This is a genomic window from Micromonospora jinlongensis, from assembly GCF_013410645.1.
Taxonomy (GTDB): Bacteria; Actinomycetota; Actinomycetes; order Mycobacteriales; family Micromonosporaceae; genus Micromonospora; species Micromonospora zamorensis.
On record NZ_JACCHK010000001.1, the window covers coordinates 4979862 to 4997401 of the forward strand.

Sequence of the window (17540 nt, forward strand, 5' to 3'; positions counted from 1 at the left end):
TCGATGATGAACGACGATGAGGTGTGGGACGTGGTGAGACAGACCCTTTCCGACGTACAGATGGATCGCCCGGTCGAGGCGATCGAGCAGCGCGGCCGAGCCCGGCGACGCAAGCGCCAGGTGCTCGGCCTGGCCGCCGGCGGTGGCGTCGCGGCCGTGGCCGCTCTCGCGCTGGCCCTGCCGATGGCCACGGGACCCGGCACGGCCCCGGCTCCGACCGGCCCGGACAATCAGGCCGGGGCCGCCTCCCTGGCACCGGCAGGCACCACCAAGCTCGTGTCGCTGGCAACCAACCTCACCGCAGACAACGCCGCACTGCCGGGCGACGCGTCGCTGATCATCGAGAAGGTCGATGTCCGTCGGGGCACCGTGCCATCTCGTACCCGGTACCACCTGTACACCGACAGCGGCGAGTACTACTACACAGAGGCCAGGAAAGAACTCCCACGGGTGATCGCTCGTGGCGAGAACCTCGGCAACGGCTTCCACACCCGTGGGGTGGCGGCGGCTCGGTACGCGGCAACCGGTGACCTCGCCAAAGCCCGTGAGCAAATGATCAACTCGGTGTACGACGAGGGAAAGCCCCCTGCCGGCGCCGAGGAGGACCGAATGGAGATCCTTCGGCAGAAGGGGGTCGCAAACCCGTCGCCGCTTACCGATGAGGACCGGGAGAACATCGCCGCCAACCACCTCTGGGTCAACAGCGTCGACGTGCTCTCCGCAGGGGGAGGGGACCCGAAGGTACGGGCGGGCGTGCTTCGCCTGATCTCCACCATCCCCGATGTCACCGTCGTGGATTCGACGACCGGAGGGCAGCCCACCCTGACCCTCACCGCGAGGGTGTTTGGGGACGACAGCCAACACGTGCTGATCATCAACGCCCAGAACGGGGTACCGATCAGTTCCAAGGTGGACTACCCGGAGACGGGAGACTCCTTCGCGGGAACCTTCAAGGTCTCCCGCGCGACGGTGGCCGACATCAAGGCCGGCAGGTTCTGACCTTCGATCCCGCACCGTGCGCGCCGTCCGCACCACCTGGACGGCGCGCACGGACCGCGCCTATGCCGCGACCTGCTCATGTCCCCGAGTCACGCGTCTCTTCAGGGCAAGCCCCTTGCGACGAAGTTGGAGCACGGCAACCGGGTGAACCGGTGCCAACGCGGGGCACCGCGGCGCCCGCCGGTCGCAAACCAGGGTTCGTGTGCTCCAGGCGTGCTCCTGGGCTGCAAGAACGGGGTGCGGGGAACGTGGGTGAACGTGGGCCACTCCCTGCCACCCCAGGTGAACCCCAGGTCGCTAGACTAGGCGCTCGCGCCCCCGTAGCTCAGGGGATAGAGCATCGGTTTCCTAAACCGTGTGTCGCAGGTTCGAATCCTGCCGGGGGCACCTCGAAGATCAGCAAAAACGACCATTGAGCTGCGGATGCGTCTCCGCGTCGATCGCTCGACCTGTGCAGCCGAATGCCGCCCTGAGCCGCTATTTGCAGCCGTCCGTGCAGAGTACGTGCAACGATCTTGATGGCTCGAAGAGGACCGTTCACCCAGCTCGGAGACCCTCCGTCGAGCGCCTGTGGCCGCGTGCCGTCTGGCAGGATCGTGGCCGTGATGTCCGCGAAACCGGCGCCGCCCGACCCCGCCGAGGTGGTGGACCGCTTCGTGGCCATCCTCGACGGCAGCCAGTCGCGTGACGAGGTCGACCGCTGGGCCACCGATCTCATGCGGGGCCCGGAGGACGTCGAAGTTGACGAAGCTGTGCGGTGGGCGCTTGGAATCCTTGCCGGCATCGACCTGCGCCACGGGCAGGGCGAACCGTACCTGCATGACGACACGCAGGTGCTCGGCTGGCTCGCCGAGTTCCGGGAGCGGCGCGGCATGCTCGGCTGAGCCCGGCTTCAACGCATTCGATCCCGCTCACAGTTGCGTTCTGGGTAACGTCCCGCACCTGTTCATACGGCGCGTGTAGGTCACCATGGGTGCCAACCCGGCGACCACCTCCGGGGTGGGTCGCTGGAGGGCGAGACCACTTCCGTCACGGCGGCGCCACGCTCGCTCTGCATGACTCCGGCGGGGTGGTAACCCCTTGTCGGCCCATTCACTGGATGGGATGCTGCCCTCTGCGATCGTGGTCGATCGAGAGGTCCCTAGCTGCGAGTGCCATGGTGTTTGGTTGCGGCGGGATTCCAGCTGACGTTGGGCGAATGGACTCAGGTAGTGGCAACTGGAAGCGCGTGGGCGCCGCTGGAGGCGTACTGGCCCGCCGAGGAGCTGGTGCGGAACCGCGATCGGTTGGTCGGGAAGATCGAGCAGTGCTACCGCGAGGCGCATCCGCGAGGGCTGGATCCCTCCAGAGGCGACGTGGAGTCGTGGCGGGAGAGCCTCTACGAAGTTGCGACTGCCCTCGTTGATTCCGGCCTTGGCCAGGTGTGGATGTTCGTCGAGTACCGCGTGGATCCGGCGATGAATCCCGTTGACGTCGTCCTCGCGGGTCGGCATCCCGTGGATGGCTTGAGCTATGCCGCGATCGAGCTGAAGCAGTGGAGTATCGTCGAACGGCCTCACGCATCAGCACCCGACTGTGGTTCGTGTGCGTCCAACGGCGGCGGGCACCTGTGCGAGCGATGCGCCATCGATCGGGTCTACGTTCCGAGTTACGGGAAACATAAGAAGCATCCGGCGATTCAGGTGCGAGACAACCTCACTTCAATCCGTAGGCACCACAGCATGTTCGACGACCGCTACGTCACCCTCGTCGGCGCGTCCTACTTGCACAACCTGAAGCACCAGGACGCCCAATGGATCAGCAGGGTTGCTCCGTGCCAAGGGATCCCGACCTTCACGGCCCGGCAGCCCTCCGACCTCCGGGCGTTTCTGAAGAACCACTTCAGCGCCGCGCCGGGCGAGGCGGCGGCGCAGGCACTTCTCGAGCGGCGGCGCTTGAACTCGCTACTCGCCGACGAAGCGGGTGCCATCATCAGCGGATATTCGCGGTTCAGCCTGGTGGAGAACCAACTACAAGCCGTCAATGACGTCATGAGCTTGGTCCGGGAAAGGCCCTCGTCCGGCGCGAAGAGGGTCTTCGTCGTGAGCGGCCGAGCGGGCAGTGGGAAATCTCTTGTCGCGCTCACCCTGCTGGGCGAGGCGCTCGGGGAAGGCTACGAGGCGCGGTATGTGTCAGGTGGGATCGCCTCACGCGAGACCTTCAGGCGTGCGTCCAGGGGGCGTGGTGCCGCCTTCGAGACGCTGAACAGGATCGCCGATCGCCCCGCTGCCGACGAGCTGGATCTCATCCTGTGCGACGAGGCGCACCGGCTCACGGAGCGTCCGATGACCGGCTCCTTCGCTATGCGTCCGGGTGAATCGTCGGTCTCAGTGGTTGTCACCCGTGCCAGGGTGCCCGTCTTCTTCATCGATGGGGACCAGCGCCTCTTCGCTGAGGAGATCTGGTCCCCCGAGGCGCTTGTTCATGAGATCCAGCGCCTAGGGGCGGAGGTCGTTCCCGTGATGTTGGATCGCGTCTTGCGCGCAGTGGGAAGTGCGACGTACGACACGTGGATCCAGCGCCTGATGGCTGGCGATCCGGTGCGCTGGAATCCCGACGCCGACTCGGATCCAGAGCCCTTCGAGCTCTACTACGCCGACAGCGCTGCCCAGATGGAGAAGTTTCTGCAGGGCAAGGAGGCTTCGGGTGCCAGCGCACGGATGAGTGCTGGGATGTGCTGGGACTGGACCGATGACACCGGGACCTTCCCTGACGTGACGCCGGAGGAGGGCTGGGCCCGCCCTTGGAACGCCGGTGACAACCACAAGACTCCTGGCGTGCCGAAGCGCCGTTATTGGGCGACCGAAGCCGGGGGCTTTGGACAGATCGGGTGTGTCCACACCGCACAGGGCCTCGAATATGACTGGGGTGGAGTGATCCTGGGCCCCGACCTCACCTGGTGCGAGGCTGCTTGGAGGGTGCACCGCGAGCACGTGCGGAGCAAAGCCAGCCGAATCCAGGACGAAGAAGAACTGTCACGCGCCATCCGTAACGCCTATGGCGTCCTCATGACTCGGTCCCTGCGCGGTACGGTGATCTATTCAGTCGATCCGGCGACCAGGCAGCTCTTCGCTGACCTAGGGGTCCCGAAGGTCTGAGGCTCGCCTTTCTCGAGGAGTTCATACGAGGCGCCATCTTGTTGTGGTTGCTGCCGCGGACAGTTACCGATCAGCAAGGCGAAAACTCAACTCAACGCCGCCTCGATCCGTTCGTTCATCCGGCTGCGGTCCCCGTCTAGGCACTTCGCGTACACCTTGAGCAACACGTCGACCGAATGCCCGGCGCGCTGCGCGACCTCGGGCGCCGGCAGCCCGGCGTTGAGCCAGAGCGACACCCCGGCGTGCCGCAGGTCGTAGGGACGGCCGGCCAGGGGAGAGGCCACCCGGTCGGGGGTCAGGCTCAGCGTCCGCGCCTCCTCCCAGACCCGTGAGTACGTCGACGAAGCCACCACATTGCCCCGATCACTGCGGAACAGCCGCCCGTCGGCACCGGCGCCGAACCGGTCGATGTGCGCGTGCAGGATCGCCACCAGCTCCGGCGGGATCGGCACCTCCCGCGCTTCGGTGTCGCCCCGGTGCTTGAGCCCGCGATCGTCGTGCACCTCGCCGCTGTCGGTGTAGCGTTTCCCGGCTGCCGGCCGCGACTTCTCCACCGTCAGCAGGCCCCAGCCGGTCGCCGGAAGATGGCAGTCCCGCTCCCGCAAGCCCAGCGCCTCACTCGGCCGCAGCGCGGCGAAGTAGAGGCAGGCGTAGAAAGCGAGCAGGCGCTCACCGCGCCGGCCGTTCTTGCCGCGCTGGCCGACGTACGTCACCCCGGTCAGCAGCTCCCGCGCTTGGCGGATGTTGACCACGACCCGGCGATCCACCTCTCCGGCCACCTTCCGCCGGCTCGACCGGACCCGCAGCTTGTCGACCGGATTGAAGTCCAACAGCTCCAGCTCGACCGCGTACTGAAGGACGTTGTAGAAGACCGAGCGCCGCCGTCTGGTCGTCGACGCCGCCGCCGGCCGCCCGTCCAACGTCAGCCCGAGAGCGTCCAACGCCGGACGTACCACCGCGGCCTCAGCCAGCGCCGACAACGGCAGGGACGCCTTGTCGAGCCATCGCAGCGCAGCGGCGATGTCCGCCGGCCGGTCGAGCTGTCGAGACGCGGGCGGAAACTCCCACTCCCGCAACGCCCGCCGCAGCAGCGCCGGGTCCGGCTGCCCGGCCAGGTCGCGCACCAGTACAACAGTCGCGGTCGCCAGCGCATCCGTCGTGCTCTCTCGGGACTTGGCCGCCGCGCCCGGCCACTTCATGTCGACGTACCGGCGGACGAAGCCGAGCCAGCTCACCGACGCGACCGGCGCCATCATCGATTCAGGCAACCCCGAGTCGCCATCGAACGCCTCGCCCCGGTTCGCGGCCTGCATCAGGTCAGACCGGAAGTTGTCCGCCAGTGCCCGGGTGCCGAACGTCCGCGACTTCGGCCCCGTCCCCACCACCCACCGAACGGTGTATGACTTCTTACGGCCCGTCAGCGCGTTGACCTGAATACCTCTGATCCGCACTTCGCGCGACTTCACGCCGCCTCCCGGTGCTGTTCCAGCCAGGCCCGCAGGTCACGCCGTTCGATGCGCAACTCACCGTTGGGCAGCTTGATGCACTCCGGTGCGATGCCCAGCTCACGCCAGCGGTAAAAGGTCCGCCGCGACACGCCGTTGAGCACGGTGAGGACTTCCGGAACGGTCAACAGCTCACTTTCCATAAGGGGTTTTGTCCTCCAGAGGATCAAGTGGCAGGGGAGAGGGGAGCGGCGGTTGCCTTTGCGGTGACGGCTGTTCGTATTCGTGCGGTGTCGAGGTCTGTTCGCCAGCGGATGCGGGCGGATATCGCGCGCAGGAGGCGGTGTTCCAGAGGCGGCACGTCGGGGTCTTCGGGTCGGGCGAGTTCGAACCGGTACCGCTTTGATCCGTCCGCGTCATCGGCCGCCTGGTCGTGATCCTCGGTGTCGGCCATACCCCCGGCGAGGATGGCCCGCACCCAGGCGCGGTTGTCGGCGCGGTGGTCCGCGAGGGTCTTGCCGGACCACTGGCGGGAGACGAGCACGCGTCGGCCGGTGAAGCCGAGGGTGGAGCGCTGGTGGACCTTCCCGGTGCACCGGCCGGGGGTCAAGCCCGCCTTGACCCCGTCCGGCTGGACGCCGTAGAGCAGCCAGTTTGCGCAGGTCGGTGAACACGGCAGCACGGACAGTTCGGCGTGCAGCCGGTCGAAGTGAGCCTGCTGCGCGTCAGAGCGGGGCCTCGCCTGGTCGGTCAGGTCTTTGGTGACGTACTTGGTGACGTAGCGGATCGACCGTTCGGCGTCCTTGGTGCCCTGCTCAATGCCCCGCGCGTCGATACGCCCAAGCCGGGCCACGTAGGCGGGTCGGGTGTCGGGTTCCTCTAACGCGTCGAGTGCTTCACCCCAGGTGGGCAGCGGCTCGCGGGTCTTCGGGTCGACGTACGCCTGTCGGTCGACGTTCCAGACTGGCGGCTTGTCGACCCCGTAGGCCAGTTCGTCGAACCGCGGCCACCACACTTGGTGGTAGGTGGCCGCCGCGATCTGCTTGAGCAGCCGGCGCGGGAGGGTGCCCCGGATGGCGAAGTGGGCGTGTGGGGCGAGGCGGCGTTGTAGCTCGACGGCTCCGGCGTATTGGAGGTTCCAGCCGGCGGCGCGGCGGACGTTCTGCCACCACCGGTCCAGGACGCGGGCGAAGTGGATCGCGTCCAGGGCTGCCCGTCGGTAGTCGTAGCTGGTCGGGTCGACCGGGGTGCCGAGCACGTCATCATGAGGGCCGTGGCGCTGGCCGCATTCGCACGGGGCGATGTAGGCGCCGCGCCGTAGGTGGGAGTGCACCGGCCCGTGTGAGCCGAGGGTGAGCGTGACGAGCATCGACGGCCGGTGAGTTTTTCCCGCCTTGCCGGAGTAGGCGCGACCGACGGTGCGCGGGTCCACGGGCAGCCGGGGCAGGTCCGGCGAGTCCTGCCGCCGCCGGGTGGACCGCTTGCGTCGGGGCCGCTCGTCGCGATCCTTGGGCGTGAGGTGCCCGCGCAGGCTGGTTTCGCCAAGGGCCTCGTCCAGCTCGGCTATCGCGGCGTCGATTTCGGCCAGGTGGGCGGCCCGCTCGTCGGGAGTCATTGGCTGGTACTGCACGGCTTCGCGTTCGAACTCCAGGTGCGCCCGGACCCGCACCAAGGCGAGGACGTCTTCCCCGGGCTTGTCGGGGCGCACGGCGGGTTCATCGGCGAGGTGCCAGCCCTCGCGGATCTGTTGAATGCGCAGCCGTCGGCCCCGCTCTGCGCAGGGCTTGCAGTTGACGGCGAGGGTCGCGCCGCAAGGCACTTCGACGACCTCGGTGAGGCCGGTGGTGGTGTCGGTGCGCCGCAAGGCCAGGGGCCGGACGCAGACGCCGTTCTGTTCGGCGAGCTGCTTGAGCGCGTCCTTAGCGAGGGGTTTACGCAGCCGGTCGGCCCTGGATCCCGGGCGGGGCTGCTCGACGGGCGTGGTGGGGATGAGTTCGAGTTGGCTCACCGGTTCTGCTCCAGGGCCAAGCTGTTGCTGTTGCGGGGCGTGAAGGCAGCCGCTGGCACGGGCACCAGTCCTGGCCGACGCTGAACCGCCGTCATGGGGACCGGGCGAGGCTGCTTGTCGGTGGCCTCCACGGCGACGGTCACCGCCTGGTCCTTGTCGACCGATGGCCGGTCGTCGGCCGGGTTATAGCCGGGCGGGGCGTCACCCCACTTGCTGGCGTCGCCCGGCTTGTCGACGGGTGCTGGGGTGGTGGAGAAGATGAGCTTGGACAGGCCGAGGAACGCCAGCGCCGGCACGGCCGACAGCAGCGCCCCGGACACGCCCGGCTTGGCCACGGCGAGCTGCGCGGACAGAGACAGGGCCACGGCGCAGACGAGCAGGAACATCGGGTACCCGATCGGCCCGCCGGTGCGGCGCCGCCGCCTGATCGTGAGTAGCGCGGCGAGGGGTAGGAGTTCAGAGATGGCGGCGTTGGCCCAGCCGAACCAGTCACCGGTACCCGGCGGGGAGTTGGCCATGGTCCAGTCGTGCACGTGGGTGAACGACGCCGCTCCGGCCAGCCCGCCGACGGTCAGGACGATGAGCACCAGGACCAGGCTCTCTGCGCGGTCTGCCTTGGTCTTCACCGGGTCATCCCCTCGTCGTCGGTGTCGCAGAGTCGGCGGTAGTCGCGGCCCAGCTCGCGGATGTCGTCATCGGTGAGGTAGGCGAATCGCACCCGGACGGGTTCGCGGACGCCGTCGAGGACCACGAACCCCACCCCGGGCGTCGACTCGGGGATGCGGTCACACAGCGCGCCCCGGTCGCGGGCGGCGTCGCCGAGGACCATGTCCACCTGCTCCGGCTCGGTCAGCCGCAGCCCGATGCGGGTGGGGAACAGGTCCCGAAACGGCAACACGTCCTTACGCGGGTCCTGCAACGCCGCGACCACGTGCACCCCGACCGCTCGGCCTTGCGACAGCAGCAACCCGAGGGCTTCCTTGATCCGGTCGCGGACCTTCCGATCGGTGATGTACGCCGTCAGCGCCGCCAACTCGTCGACGACCAGGACCAGCAACGGCTCCTCCACCGTCGGTACATGCTGGCGAGTGACCCCCCGCAGCCGGGCCGCCCGCAGCCGCATTCGCTTCACGGCCTCGTCGAGAACGCCGGCCATACCGTCGGGGTCGTCGTAAGAGAACCGGGCGAACAGCGGCACCCCCGCCGCCAACTCCATGCCGCCCTTAGGGTCGAACGCCCACACTTCGACAAGCCCGGAGCGGATGCCGCCGGCCAGGGAGCGGATCAGGGACCACAGCACCGATCCCTTGCCCGCACCGGTCGCTCCCGCGATGAGGACGTGTGAACCGGCCAGCCGCAACCGGTACGCCTGCCCGTCCTCCCTGAATCCGAGTGGCAGCCCGTCCAGGTCCGGAACGTTGCCCGCCGGTAGCGGCGCCACGATGCCGGCAAGCGGATCGCGGCGCATCAAGCGGACCACCACCCGATCCGGCCGGTCCGTCGAGCGGGCCTGACCGGTGGGCAGGCGAAATGCGTAGGCAAGGCGTTCCGCGGCCTGCCCCCAGTCGTCGGGAATCTGGCCCGGCAGCATCCGCACGGTCAGCTCATCGCCCCACCGGTCGCAGCGCACCCGCAGCAGCCGAGGCACATACCGGTCACCGCCGAATACCGTCGCCAACCCGCAGGTGGCCATGACCGACGCCCACCGAGGCCGGTAGACCACCAGGGCGCGGACCCGAGCAACGAGCGGGTACCAGCCGAATCGCAGCCACGACGACGGGTGCCACCGCCACCAGGCCACACAGCCAACGGCAACCGTCGCGACGACGCCGGCCAAGACGAGGCCACTGAACTCGACCCGCACCCACAGCGCGAGGCCCCCAGGCACGGTGATCCACCAGTAGCGGGCCGCCAGCACGGCGAGACGGAACAGACCCCGACCCAGCCACCAAAACACCAGCAGCCAGCCCGGAACCCGCCACGCGGGAAGACGCACGTTCATCGGCGCCACGGGGATCTTGTCCCCCGGAATGATGTTGATCAGAGGCACACGTCACCGCCCTGACCACGACGGCCACGGCCCAGCGTCGAGACGCAGGACCGGCACGACATCCGGCGCAGGTCAAACCGGCGCGGCTTCACCCACCGGCAGCAACGCGGGCAACGGATCGCCGAGACCGAGCCGAGAGCCGGCGGCAGCCGCAGCGCAGAACGGATCGCCGCTTCCACCTCCCGATAGGCGTGTCGCAGGCCGGCCAGGTGGGGGCGGAAAACCATCAGCAGCGCGCCGACCAGCAGCGGCACGGCAACGATCAGGGCAGGGTGAACTACGGTGGGCATCACGCCCTCCTTCATCAGACGAGGGATGGGAGAGCGCGGGAGCGGGCCGGGACTCTTGGCGGGGAAACGACCCGCCCCGCGCGCCAAACACCAAAGGTCAGGCAGCCACCGAACCCGGCACCACCGAGGCCGGACGAATAGCGCTAGCCCGCAGCGAGTACGCCATCCGGGAGCGGCAGTCACCCGAAGACCGCCCCGGCTTGCACCGCTGCGAATCCACATACGGGGTCAAGGTCAAGCCTTCGAACTCCACAGCCGGCGGGTAACCCGGCACCGTCGACGGTGGCGGCACCGGCTGCTGCGGCGCGACCACCTTCACCTTCACCTCAGTCGACCGGCCGAACTTTCCCGCCTCCGGGTCCAGGTCCATCACCCGCACCACCCACACCCGCTCCCCGGTTTCCTTGTCCCGGGCCTGGTTGTCCGCCTCACCACGCCGCTCAAAATCGATCTGCGGCGAGACACCGAGGCAAAGCGCCCCAGCGGGGAAGACGTACTCGGACGGGACCGGCACCTTCAACGTCATCGGAACCACTTGGGGCAGCCTCCTAGCATCACCAGTTGCCTTCCTGACAACCGGTTGAGCTAACAAGTTACGTCAGCTTGTAAGTACAAGCAAGGATTCGGCGAGATGCGTTCACATAGGAGTGTCGGACCGTGATGCCAGCCTCTGGAGGCGTGAAGCCCTTCGCTGTCCACCGCGCCGCCCTGAGCATCTCCTACGGCTTCTTCGTGCTGCGGGACGTATGGTGCGATGCCGGCGACGACAACGAGTCGCTACGAGACGCGCAGGGCCAGGTGGCCGGCGCGTCCACCTACCAGATCACCGTCCCAGCCTCCTCGTATCCGCCCAAGGTCGGACTTGAGCTACGGGTCTGGGCCAGCGAGCCCGCATCGGACGGCGGCTTTTGGGACGGATGTCGAGAGCTTGAGCTGCACTGCCCTACCGGAGAATTGGTTGTCGAGTTGATTGCCGCCGGAGGGGCGGTGGGGATCACGCTTCCGCAGGGAGCCGGCGTCTACGGCGTCCGGGTCCACCAGGCCGACACCGAAGAATTCCTTATCGAGCTGTGGTGGCGGACGCCGCTACCGCCAGCCGACGATGACGAGGACTTCTACGGCGATCTGTGGACCTGACCAGTCAGGACAGGGCGTAGGTGTCTTCGATCTCGTGGCGGCTACCCGGCATCACCAGTACCGACGTCATGATCGGGTCACCGGATGCTTGGTGGATAGTGATGACGACGCTCATCACCGATTCGTCGGCTGGCACGGCCAACGCCTCAGCTTCGACCTCGCTGACTCGACGGGCGGTCATGCGCTCGGTGGCGTAGTCAGCCCGCAGGCCCTTGTGGCGGGCAATGAGGTCAAGCAGGCCGCCCGGGATCGGCTCCGGCTTGGTGATCTCGGTACCGACCGCGATGTCCACGGGCACGAACGTCGCGACCAAGTCCACCGGTCCCGACTCGGAGACGGTCCGACGGCGCCGCTCGTAGACCGGCGTGCCCTCCGGGATCTGCAACTCCGCTGCGATGCGCGGCGAGGCGAGCACCGGGCCGACGTGCAGGATCTCCGTCTCTCCGGTCTCGTCCAGCTCCACCGCATCGCGGGCGTAGTCAGGTGAGGTACGGCCGGAAGCGGGCCTGCCGCGCACGAAGCTGCCCTTGCCTTGCTGCGACTCGATCCAGCCGTCCTGCTTGAGGATGCCGAGGGCCTTGAGCACCGTCGGGCGGGATACCCCGAACTCCGTGCAGAGCTGGTTTTCCGATGGCAGCGCCGCGCCGGGGATGTAGTCGCCATCTTCGATGCGCTTCCGCAGCGTGTTCAACACGCGCAGGTATTTCGGCGTCGGAACCTCGTACGCCATCAGTGGCACCCAGCCTTGGGTCGGTAACTAGTAAATACAGGACCAGTCACTTGTCAGCATTTGCGGGACAGGTAGAACCTATCTAGGCAGCCTTGATGGATTCAAGCTGTCCGCTTCTCACCGCAGACGATGTAGCGCCCCCGCCGTTTGGCGGGTGTGCTGGTCAAGCTGCGCCTGAGCAGTCCGGGGCTGGTCACGCAGGGCTACTGGCAGATGTGTGGTCATCCAGCGGTCCCTCAGGTAGCAGGAAGCTTGCGCGCACCAGGATCCGCGCCTGCCGACCATGGCGGCCAGACGGACCGAGCCTGACCCCCTCGACCCAGATCCACTCATCGTCCGAAGGACAATGAGCCACCAGCCGAACCCCCGTCACCCACAACGTCACCGGCCCGTCCGACGGCAGGAGACGATCGGCTGCACCGATCTCCAGCACCGCGCCGAGCCGCACCCGAACGTCAAACACCGCGTCTCCTCATCACCGGCGCCACATTGCGAGGCGGCCCGCTCTCGGTCGTACGTCCCTGGATATGAAGGCCGGCGATCTGCACGAACACCTCACGCCGTGCCAGCGCCTTACCAGTCGGCATCTCTATCGAGTAGCCGGTCAGCCACACCCAGCCGTGATACGTCGGCTTGTCGCAAACCGAGCTGACCCGCAGCCACAGCACCCGGTTGCCGCCGAATTGCACCGACGCCCGACCATCAATCAGCACCAAGTCACCCGGCACGGGGACACCCGGCCGGCGTGGCGTCGGTGTGCGAAGCGCCGAGGCGGGCGGGCCATTGACGGGCCGCCGTTTGGGTCGCGGCTCCACCCCAGCACCCATCCCGGGCCAGCCTCAGCAGGTCGCCGAGCGACCGGAACCGGCGCAGTCCAGGCAGGACCGACGGGCTAGGGATCGGGTCCGCTCCGAACCACGCCCGACTGCCCGGATAGCGGTGCGGGCAAGGGTGTACTTCCAGCCTGCGCCCGAGCAGGATTGGCAGTTAGTCGATACGTTCAGCCCCGTCATGCAGACAGGTTGTGCCACTTACCGCCCAGCAACCCGGAAAATCCTTCCGGGGTCGCGGCAGACCGAGGGGAGAGAGTGAACGGGTGCCCGGAACAACCAATACTCTGACCATCGGCGAACGCGTCGCCTGGTACCGCTACCGGCGGGGCCTGTCCCAAGAAGTCCTAGCCGGACTCATCGGCCGCACCGCCGACTGGTTGGGCAAGATCGAGAACAACCGGATCGAGCTGGACCGGCTTTCCGTCATAAAGTCCCTCGCCGAAGTCCTGGACGTGTCCCTCGGCGACCTGCTCGGCGAACCCTCGATACTCGACTGGACCAGCGACAGCGGCACCATGACCGTCCCCGCCCTCCGCGCCGCCTTGATGAACTACCGCGCCCTCGGCCCATTCGGCGTCGGCACGCAGACAGAGCCATCAAGCGTCGTTGTACTCAGGGAGGAGATAGGCGCTCTCTGGAACGCCTACCAAGACTCCCGATTCGGGTACGTCACCGGCCGCCTGCCCGACCTCCTGCACCGCGCCCAAGCCGCCGCCGACCACTACGACGGTGAAGGCCAGGACCAGGCCCGCCGCCTCCTCGGCCTGACGTACCAACTCGCCGCCACCCAGCTCACTAAGCTCGGAGAGAGCGACCTCGCCTGGATCGCCGCCGACCGCGGCCTGACCGCTGTCCGCCCCACCGGCGACCCGCTCGTCACCGGCTCCCTGTTCCGCTCCGTCGGCCATGCCCTGCACGCCACCGGCCGCTACACCGAAGCCGTACGCCTCACCGAAGACGCCGCCGGCTACCTTGAGCCCCATCTCAAGCACGCGACACCAGCGCTGCTCTCCGTCTACGGAACCCTGCTCCTGTCCGGCTCGATGGCCGCCGCCCGATCCAACGACGCCGCCACCACCCGCACCTTCCTCGCCGCCGCAGATCACGCGGCCGGTCAGCTCGGGGCCGATGCCAACCACCTCTGGACCGCTTTCGGCCCGACCAACGTTGCCATCCACCGCGTGGCCACGGCTGCCGAGTTAGGAGACCTCCAAGTCGCCATCGATCTCGGCCCGCGTGTGGACACCTCCGGCCTACCGATGGAGCGTCGGGTACGGCACGCCCTCGAAGTCGCCCGCGCCTACAGCTCGTGGAACCGCGTCGACGACGCCCAGGCCGTCATCCTTGACGTCGAACAGATGGCACCCGAGCAAGTTCGCCACCACTTCCTCAGCAGACAACTCGCCCTGACCTGGATACGCCGCCAACGAGGCAAGCCCTCGGCCGAACTGGTCGGCCTGGCCCAGCGACTCAAGGTGCTCGACTGAACCCGGCCCATCTAGGCTGCCCTGGTGACGGCCAACGAGATGCCACCCATGGCAACCCCACGCGTCGCCGCCGGCGCCCTCTTCCTCGACGATGAAGGTCGCGTGCTCCTTGTACGCCCGAGCTATAAGAAGCACTGGGACATCCCCGGCGGTTACGTTGAACCCGGCGAGTCACCACGTACGGCGTGTTTGCGTGAGATCGAGGAGGAGTTGAGCTTAACCGCGGCGCTTGGCCCCATGCTCGTCGTTGACTGGGCGCCGGCGGAGCACGAAGGAGACAAGCTCCTCTTCATTTTTGACGCCGGAACTCTCACTACGGAGCAAGTACAGGCCATCCACTTCGCGGATGGTGAACTCACCGAGTGGCGCTACGTGATAGCAGACGACCTGGATCAGTACGGACCGCCTCGGCTCACCCGCAGACTTCGCACAGCAATCGCCGCACGTAATCGCGGCAACGCCACCTATGCGGAGCACGGCAAGGCCCTCTAGCTCAGATTTTTGGTACGTCTTCAAGGTGGCCTTGACGGGCCGCACGCGCCCGCCGGCAGGGCGCGCTGCCCGCACTTCCGCTACCGCTCCGCTTTGGCCGCGAAGAACGCCCGGCGGCGGCGCGGAAGCGGCGAAGCCCGGAGGGCCGCGCAGAATGACAGACAGTTAACCGGTTGTTCGGTGGGCTGGACATGCTCGCAACGTGATGGGCCGATGCAGTAGCACCTAACGGGGGGAGTCACTGCTGCCCAGTTCTACCGGTCTGGGGCACACGGGAGCCAAACGTCGTCAACCAGCCACTAAGAATGGCAGCCCGATCCCACCGGTCCCCCCCGGACCAGGCGGTAGTCAGACGTGAAAGCGGAACAGTGAAGCGCTTTCACGCCACCGGCATGAACGGTTATGTCAGTGGCTCACAAGGTGTCTTGAGGCTCATCTAGGACGCGGGCCAGCCTCAACCGTGTGCCTACTCGGCTACATCGACGGTGACGAAGTTGTCGGGGAGATTGAGCCTAAGCTCAGTCTTCCCCTGGCCCACGCTTGACGTCGATCTGGCAACGGATTTGCCTAATTCGATCAAAAATGAAGAACTTGCCTCCAGGGGATTTGAGTCAAGTAGAGCAAGGAATGCAAAATCAGGCTTGGTTGCAATCCTTTGGATTATGCGGGGATCTACGGAACCGGTTCCGACGGCGACTATATTTGGATGGTAGCGGTATTCGTCATTTGTGAGCTCATGTAGCGCCTGCTGCCAACCCGTGTCAGTCGGATTGCCGTCCGTGAAGAAAAAAATCGTAGGGCGGAACACACTAAATCCGCGGCCCTTGAGGTCGCCAATGTCAACTTCGATCTGGCTCTTAAGCAGGTCGAAGGCTTCACGGTAGCGGGTTCCATCGCGAACTGATAGAGCGGGCGCGTCGGCGTTTTCGGCGATGGTGGAAAGCGGGCGCTCGATGTGTGGGATATCGGAGAATGAGACGACGCAAACGGCTAGCTTATGGGCTACAAGCGGATCCGCAGCCCAACGGTCGAACACTCCGGCGAGCGATTCGTTCACACCGTCTATCAGGTGATTCATCGAATAAGAAACGTCTATGGCGAGATAGACCGGCAATCTGCTGAGTTGGTTCATCGTAGGCTCGTCTCGCTAATCGGCCAGAACGCAATGAGATGCATTAGACGTAATCGATTGACATTCGAAAATTGTTAGGTCTTTCGACCGTTGGCTGAGGCTTCTCCGCATGCTGTGAGAGATGTTCTAAGAGTCTTTGCAGGTTGCTCGTGTGGTCGTCGCCGGATAGATCGACGGGGTTGCGCAGGGCAAGCCCCTGCAAATCATCGTCTAACTCATTAGCTCGTAGGTGCCGTGCTCCGGCGACAAGAACGGGGATTGTATGTAATTCGGGCGCCAAGGACAGGCGTAGTGCAACCAAAAACGCTTCTTCTTTGGCGTGATCCCGGCCTGCTATACCTTGAGACTTGGATAGGCACCCGGGCCAACTCTCGTCAACGAGCACTAGAATCACGTCACTTCGGAGAATCTTTCGCCGGGCGACCTGCAGGGGATCGACACCGAGCACGTCCGTACCCAAATCCATACTTATATCATAGGTTCGCAGTAGGGGAGAGATCTGGCTTTGCAATTCTACTGCCTGGTGATGGCCGCTCTCGCCGGTGTGAAGCAGCAGTAGTTGCAACCTATTCTCGGTTGTTGGAAGGGTCGCGTAGGAAGTAGGACTTTCGATTCCGTCTGACTGAGCAAGACGCATGGCTGGAATCCCAGCCGATGTGTTTGGACGGTCGTTGGAGGCGGGGAAGACTGTTAGGCTGCTTAGTTGCGTTTCGCTGAGCTTGATGCGTTTGATTGCGGTTTGCCCGTTGCCAAGGCCCACAATTGCCGAGAAGGATCCGCGCGAATACTGATCCGGCGGAAGGCTCCCCCTAAAAAGCAGCTTCATCGAGGAGTTTGCCGCTAGCCGGACTGGTAGGTCCGTGGTGCATGAACCGAGCCATTGAGCCCAAGCGCCCTCGATGTCGACATCACTTCTACCGGCGTTGGCTATGTGGAGCTCGAGCCAGTACTCAGTATCGTGCCGGGTAAGACTATGCTCACCAAGGATGACGCGGGGTCCAGATGATCGCAGACTTGCGAAGTTGACAGCCAACGCCCCGCCGCTCACGAGAAGTGCCAGGCCTGAGATCGCAACCGGGATCCATGGGCTTGCGTCCATCGTGCCTCCAGTCGGGCCGGCGGGCCTCAATCACAGTGGAATGCCGCATGGCACAGAGTAGATCCTGCTACCCCTCCGAACCATGGTTTCCCGCCGCGAATGGAGACTGGTTCCGCGGGTTAAGAATTTCGAGCATCCCCCATCCTCACCCGACCCCAGTTGGCTGTGATGCGCAGCAGGCAGTCGCGCACCAGTAGCCGACGCACGGTAAGTGGGCGCTCAAGCCAAGCGGAGTCAGCGGTAAGGCAGCGAACAGGTCCCACTGCGACGACGGCAGGACTGCTCGCCCTCTCGCCGATCGGCAGCAGCGGTGACAGCAACCGACGCGGACGAGAGAGCCCGTTGGCGGATGAGTGCGCAATCCGCCCGGAAGCCGCGAACGCGGACGGACGACGCCGGATGACGCGCACATGCTTTAACCGAGGCGTCACTTTGGCGGTCGGGAGCGGAAGACGAGGTCCTCCCGCTCTCCTGGGGTCATCTTCTGGTACTCGTTCCAAAAGGTCTGAAAAGGCGCAGTCAGCTCGGTGCCGTAGGTCGGGCTGGTCGTTGCCTGGCGCAGGGTCAGTTGGCCATCTTGGACTGCGGAGGCCATCTCGCGAAGTAGAGGGTTATCGCTGCGGGCTAGCTGATCCAGGATCTGGCGCAGGGCTTGGGCCTGTTCCTCGTCGCCGCCAGTGATGTCCTTTAGGTCGTCCATG

General features: G+C 66.1%; 18 protein-coding genes and 1 tRNA gene. 7 read left to right on the top strand and 12 right to left on the bottom strand.

Translation table 11 applies throughout. The features are described from left to right. Nucleotides 1-3 precede the first annotated feature (3 nt). The 4 genes from HNR22_RS22300 to HNR22_RS22315 all read left to right on the top strand — a co-directional run bounded on the left by HNR22_RS22300 (nucleotide 4) and on the right by HNR22_RS22315 (nucleotide 4136). A complete protein-coding gene (locus tag HNR22_RS22300; protein ID WP_179781976.1) occupies nucleotides 4-999 on the top strand; it encodes a hypothetical protein in 996 nt (331 codons plus the stop codon). Nucleotides 1000-1313: 314 nt separating this feature from the next. Next, nucleotides 1314-1386 (top strand) — tRNA-Arg (locus HNR22_RS22305). 218 nt (nucleotides 1387-1604) lie between these two features. Beyond that, nucleotides 1605-1883, top strand: a complete 279-nt coding sequence (locus HNR22_RS22310; protein ID WP_179781977.1) for a hypothetical protein — start codon at nucleotides 1605-1607, stop codon at nucleotides 1881-1883. A gap of 327 nt (nucleotides 1884-2210) precedes the next feature. Further along, nucleotides 2211-4136: a DNA/RNA helicase domain-containing protein gene (locus HNR22_RS22315; protein WP_179781978.1), complete on the top strand. Its 1926-nt coding sequence runs from the start codon at nucleotides 2211-2213 to the stop codon at nucleotides 4134-4136. Between the two features lie 86 nt (nucleotides 4137-4222). Here HNR22_RS22315 and HNR22_RS31470 read toward each other — a convergent pair whose 3' ends face one another. The 7 genes from HNR22_RS31470 to HNR22_RS22350 form a co-directional block, all read right to left on the bottom strand. Next, a complete protein-coding gene (locus HNR22_RS31470; RefSeq protein WP_179781979.1) occupies nucleotides 4223-5602 on the bottom strand; it encodes a tyrosine-type recombinase/integrase in 1380 nt (459 codons plus the stop codon). Beyond that, nucleotides 5599-5769 (bottom strand): helix-turn-helix transcriptional regulator, encoded by a 171-nt coding sequence (locus tag HNR22_RS22325; protein WP_377522382.1) that lies wholly within the window; start codon nucleotides 5767-5769, stop codon nucleotides 5599-5601. Before HNR22_RS22325 ends, HNR22_RS31470 begins: the two co-directional genes overlap by 4 nt. 38 nt (nucleotides 5770-5807) lie before the next feature. Beyond that, a complete protein-coding gene (locus HNR22_RS22330) occupies nucleotides 5808-7589 on the bottom strand; it encodes a replication initiator (RefSeq protein ID WP_179781981.1) in 1782 nt (593 codons plus the stop codon). Beyond that, nucleotides 7586-8215, bottom strand: coding sequence for a DUF2637 domain-containing protein (locus HNR22_RS22335; RefSeq protein WP_179781982.1), 630 nt, complete (start codon nucleotides 8213-8215; stop codon nucleotides 7586-7588). The genes HNR22_RS22330 and HNR22_RS22335 overlap by 4 nt, the downstream gene beginning before the upstream one ends. After that, nucleotides 8212-9591 carry an FtsK/SpoIIIE domain-containing protein gene (locus HNR22_RS22340; RefSeq protein ID WP_218906595.1) on the bottom strand — a complete coding sequence of 460 codons (1380 nt, stop codon included), beginning with the start codon at nucleotides 9589-9591 and terminating at the stop codon, nucleotides 8212-8214. The genes HNR22_RS22335 and HNR22_RS22340 overlap by 4 nt, the downstream gene beginning before the upstream one ends. A 38-nt stretch (nucleotides 9592-9629) precedes the next feature. Beyond that, nucleotides 9630-9944 (bottom strand): hypothetical protein, encoded by a 315-nt coding sequence (locus tag HNR22_RS22345; protein ID WP_246380987.1) that lies wholly within the window; start codon nucleotides 9942-9944, stop codon nucleotides 9630-9632. A gap of 82 nt (nucleotides 9945-10026) precedes the next feature. Further along, complete coding sequence (locus tag HNR22_RS22350) at nucleotides 10027-10455, bottom strand: hypothetical protein (RefSeq protein WP_179781984.1); 429 nt, start codon at nucleotides 10453-10455, stop codon at nucleotides 10027-10029. Between the two features lie 152 nt (nucleotides 10456-10607). Here HNR22_RS22350 and HNR22_RS22355 point away from each other — a divergent pair, with 152 nt between their 5' ends. Then, nucleotides 10608-11066: a hypothetical protein gene (locus HNR22_RS22355; protein WP_179781985.1), complete on the top strand. Its 459-nt coding sequence runs from the start codon at nucleotides 10608-10610 to the stop codon at nucleotides 11064-11066. 4 nt (nucleotides 11067-11070) lie between these two features. Here the strand turns inward: HNR22_RS22355 and HNR22_RS22360 are convergent, their stop codons facing one another. Continuing rightward, nucleotides 11071-11796 carry a GntR family transcriptional regulator gene (locus tag HNR22_RS22360; RefSeq protein WP_179781986.1) on the bottom strand — a complete coding sequence of 242 codons (726 nt, stop codon included), beginning with the start codon at nucleotides 11794-11796 and terminating at the stop codon, nucleotides 11071-11073. Nucleotides 11797-12251: 455 nt separating this feature from the next. Continuing rightward, a complete protein-coding gene (locus tag HNR22_RS22365; protein WP_343059925.1) occupies nucleotides 12252-12524 on the bottom strand; it encodes a hypothetical protein in 273 nt (90 codons plus the stop codon). 368 nt (nucleotides 12525-12892) lie between these two features. Here HNR22_RS22365 and HNR22_RS22370 point away from each other — a divergent pair, with 368 nt between their 5' ends. Beyond that, a complete protein-coding gene (locus HNR22_RS22370; protein WP_179781987.1) occupies nucleotides 12893-14116 on the top strand; it encodes a helix-turn-helix domain-containing protein in 1224 nt (407 codons plus the stop codon). 24 nt (nucleotides 14117-14140) lie between these two features. Then, nucleotides 14141-14608, top strand: coding sequence for an NUDIX domain-containing protein (locus tag HNR22_RS22375; protein ID WP_343059926.1), 468 nt, complete (start codon nucleotides 14141-14143; stop codon nucleotides 14606-14608). 466 nt (nucleotides 14609-15074) lie between these two features. Here HNR22_RS22375 and HNR22_RS22380 read toward each other — a convergent pair whose 3' ends face one another. From HNR22_RS22380 to HNR22_RS22390, 3 genes are all read right to left on the bottom strand, one after another. Beyond that, on the bottom strand, nucleotides 15075-15740 hold the full coding sequence (locus HNR22_RS22380) for a vWA domain-containing protein (RefSeq protein WP_179781988.1): 666 nt from the start codon (nucleotides 15738-15740) through the stop codon (nucleotides 15075-15077). A gap of 43 nt (nucleotides 15741-15783) precedes the next feature. Next, complete coding sequence (locus tag HNR22_RS22385) at nucleotides 15784-16566, bottom strand: hypothetical protein (protein WP_179781989.1); 783 nt, start codon at nucleotides 16564-16566, stop codon at nucleotides 15784-15786. Between the two features lie 700 nt (nucleotides 16567-17266). Further along, complete coding sequence (locus tag HNR22_RS22390) at nucleotides 17267-17539, bottom strand: hypothetical protein (RefSeq protein ID WP_179781990.1); 273 nt, start codon at nucleotides 17537-17539, stop codon at nucleotides 17267-17269. Between the last annotated feature and the right edge of the window lies 1 nt (nucleotide 17540).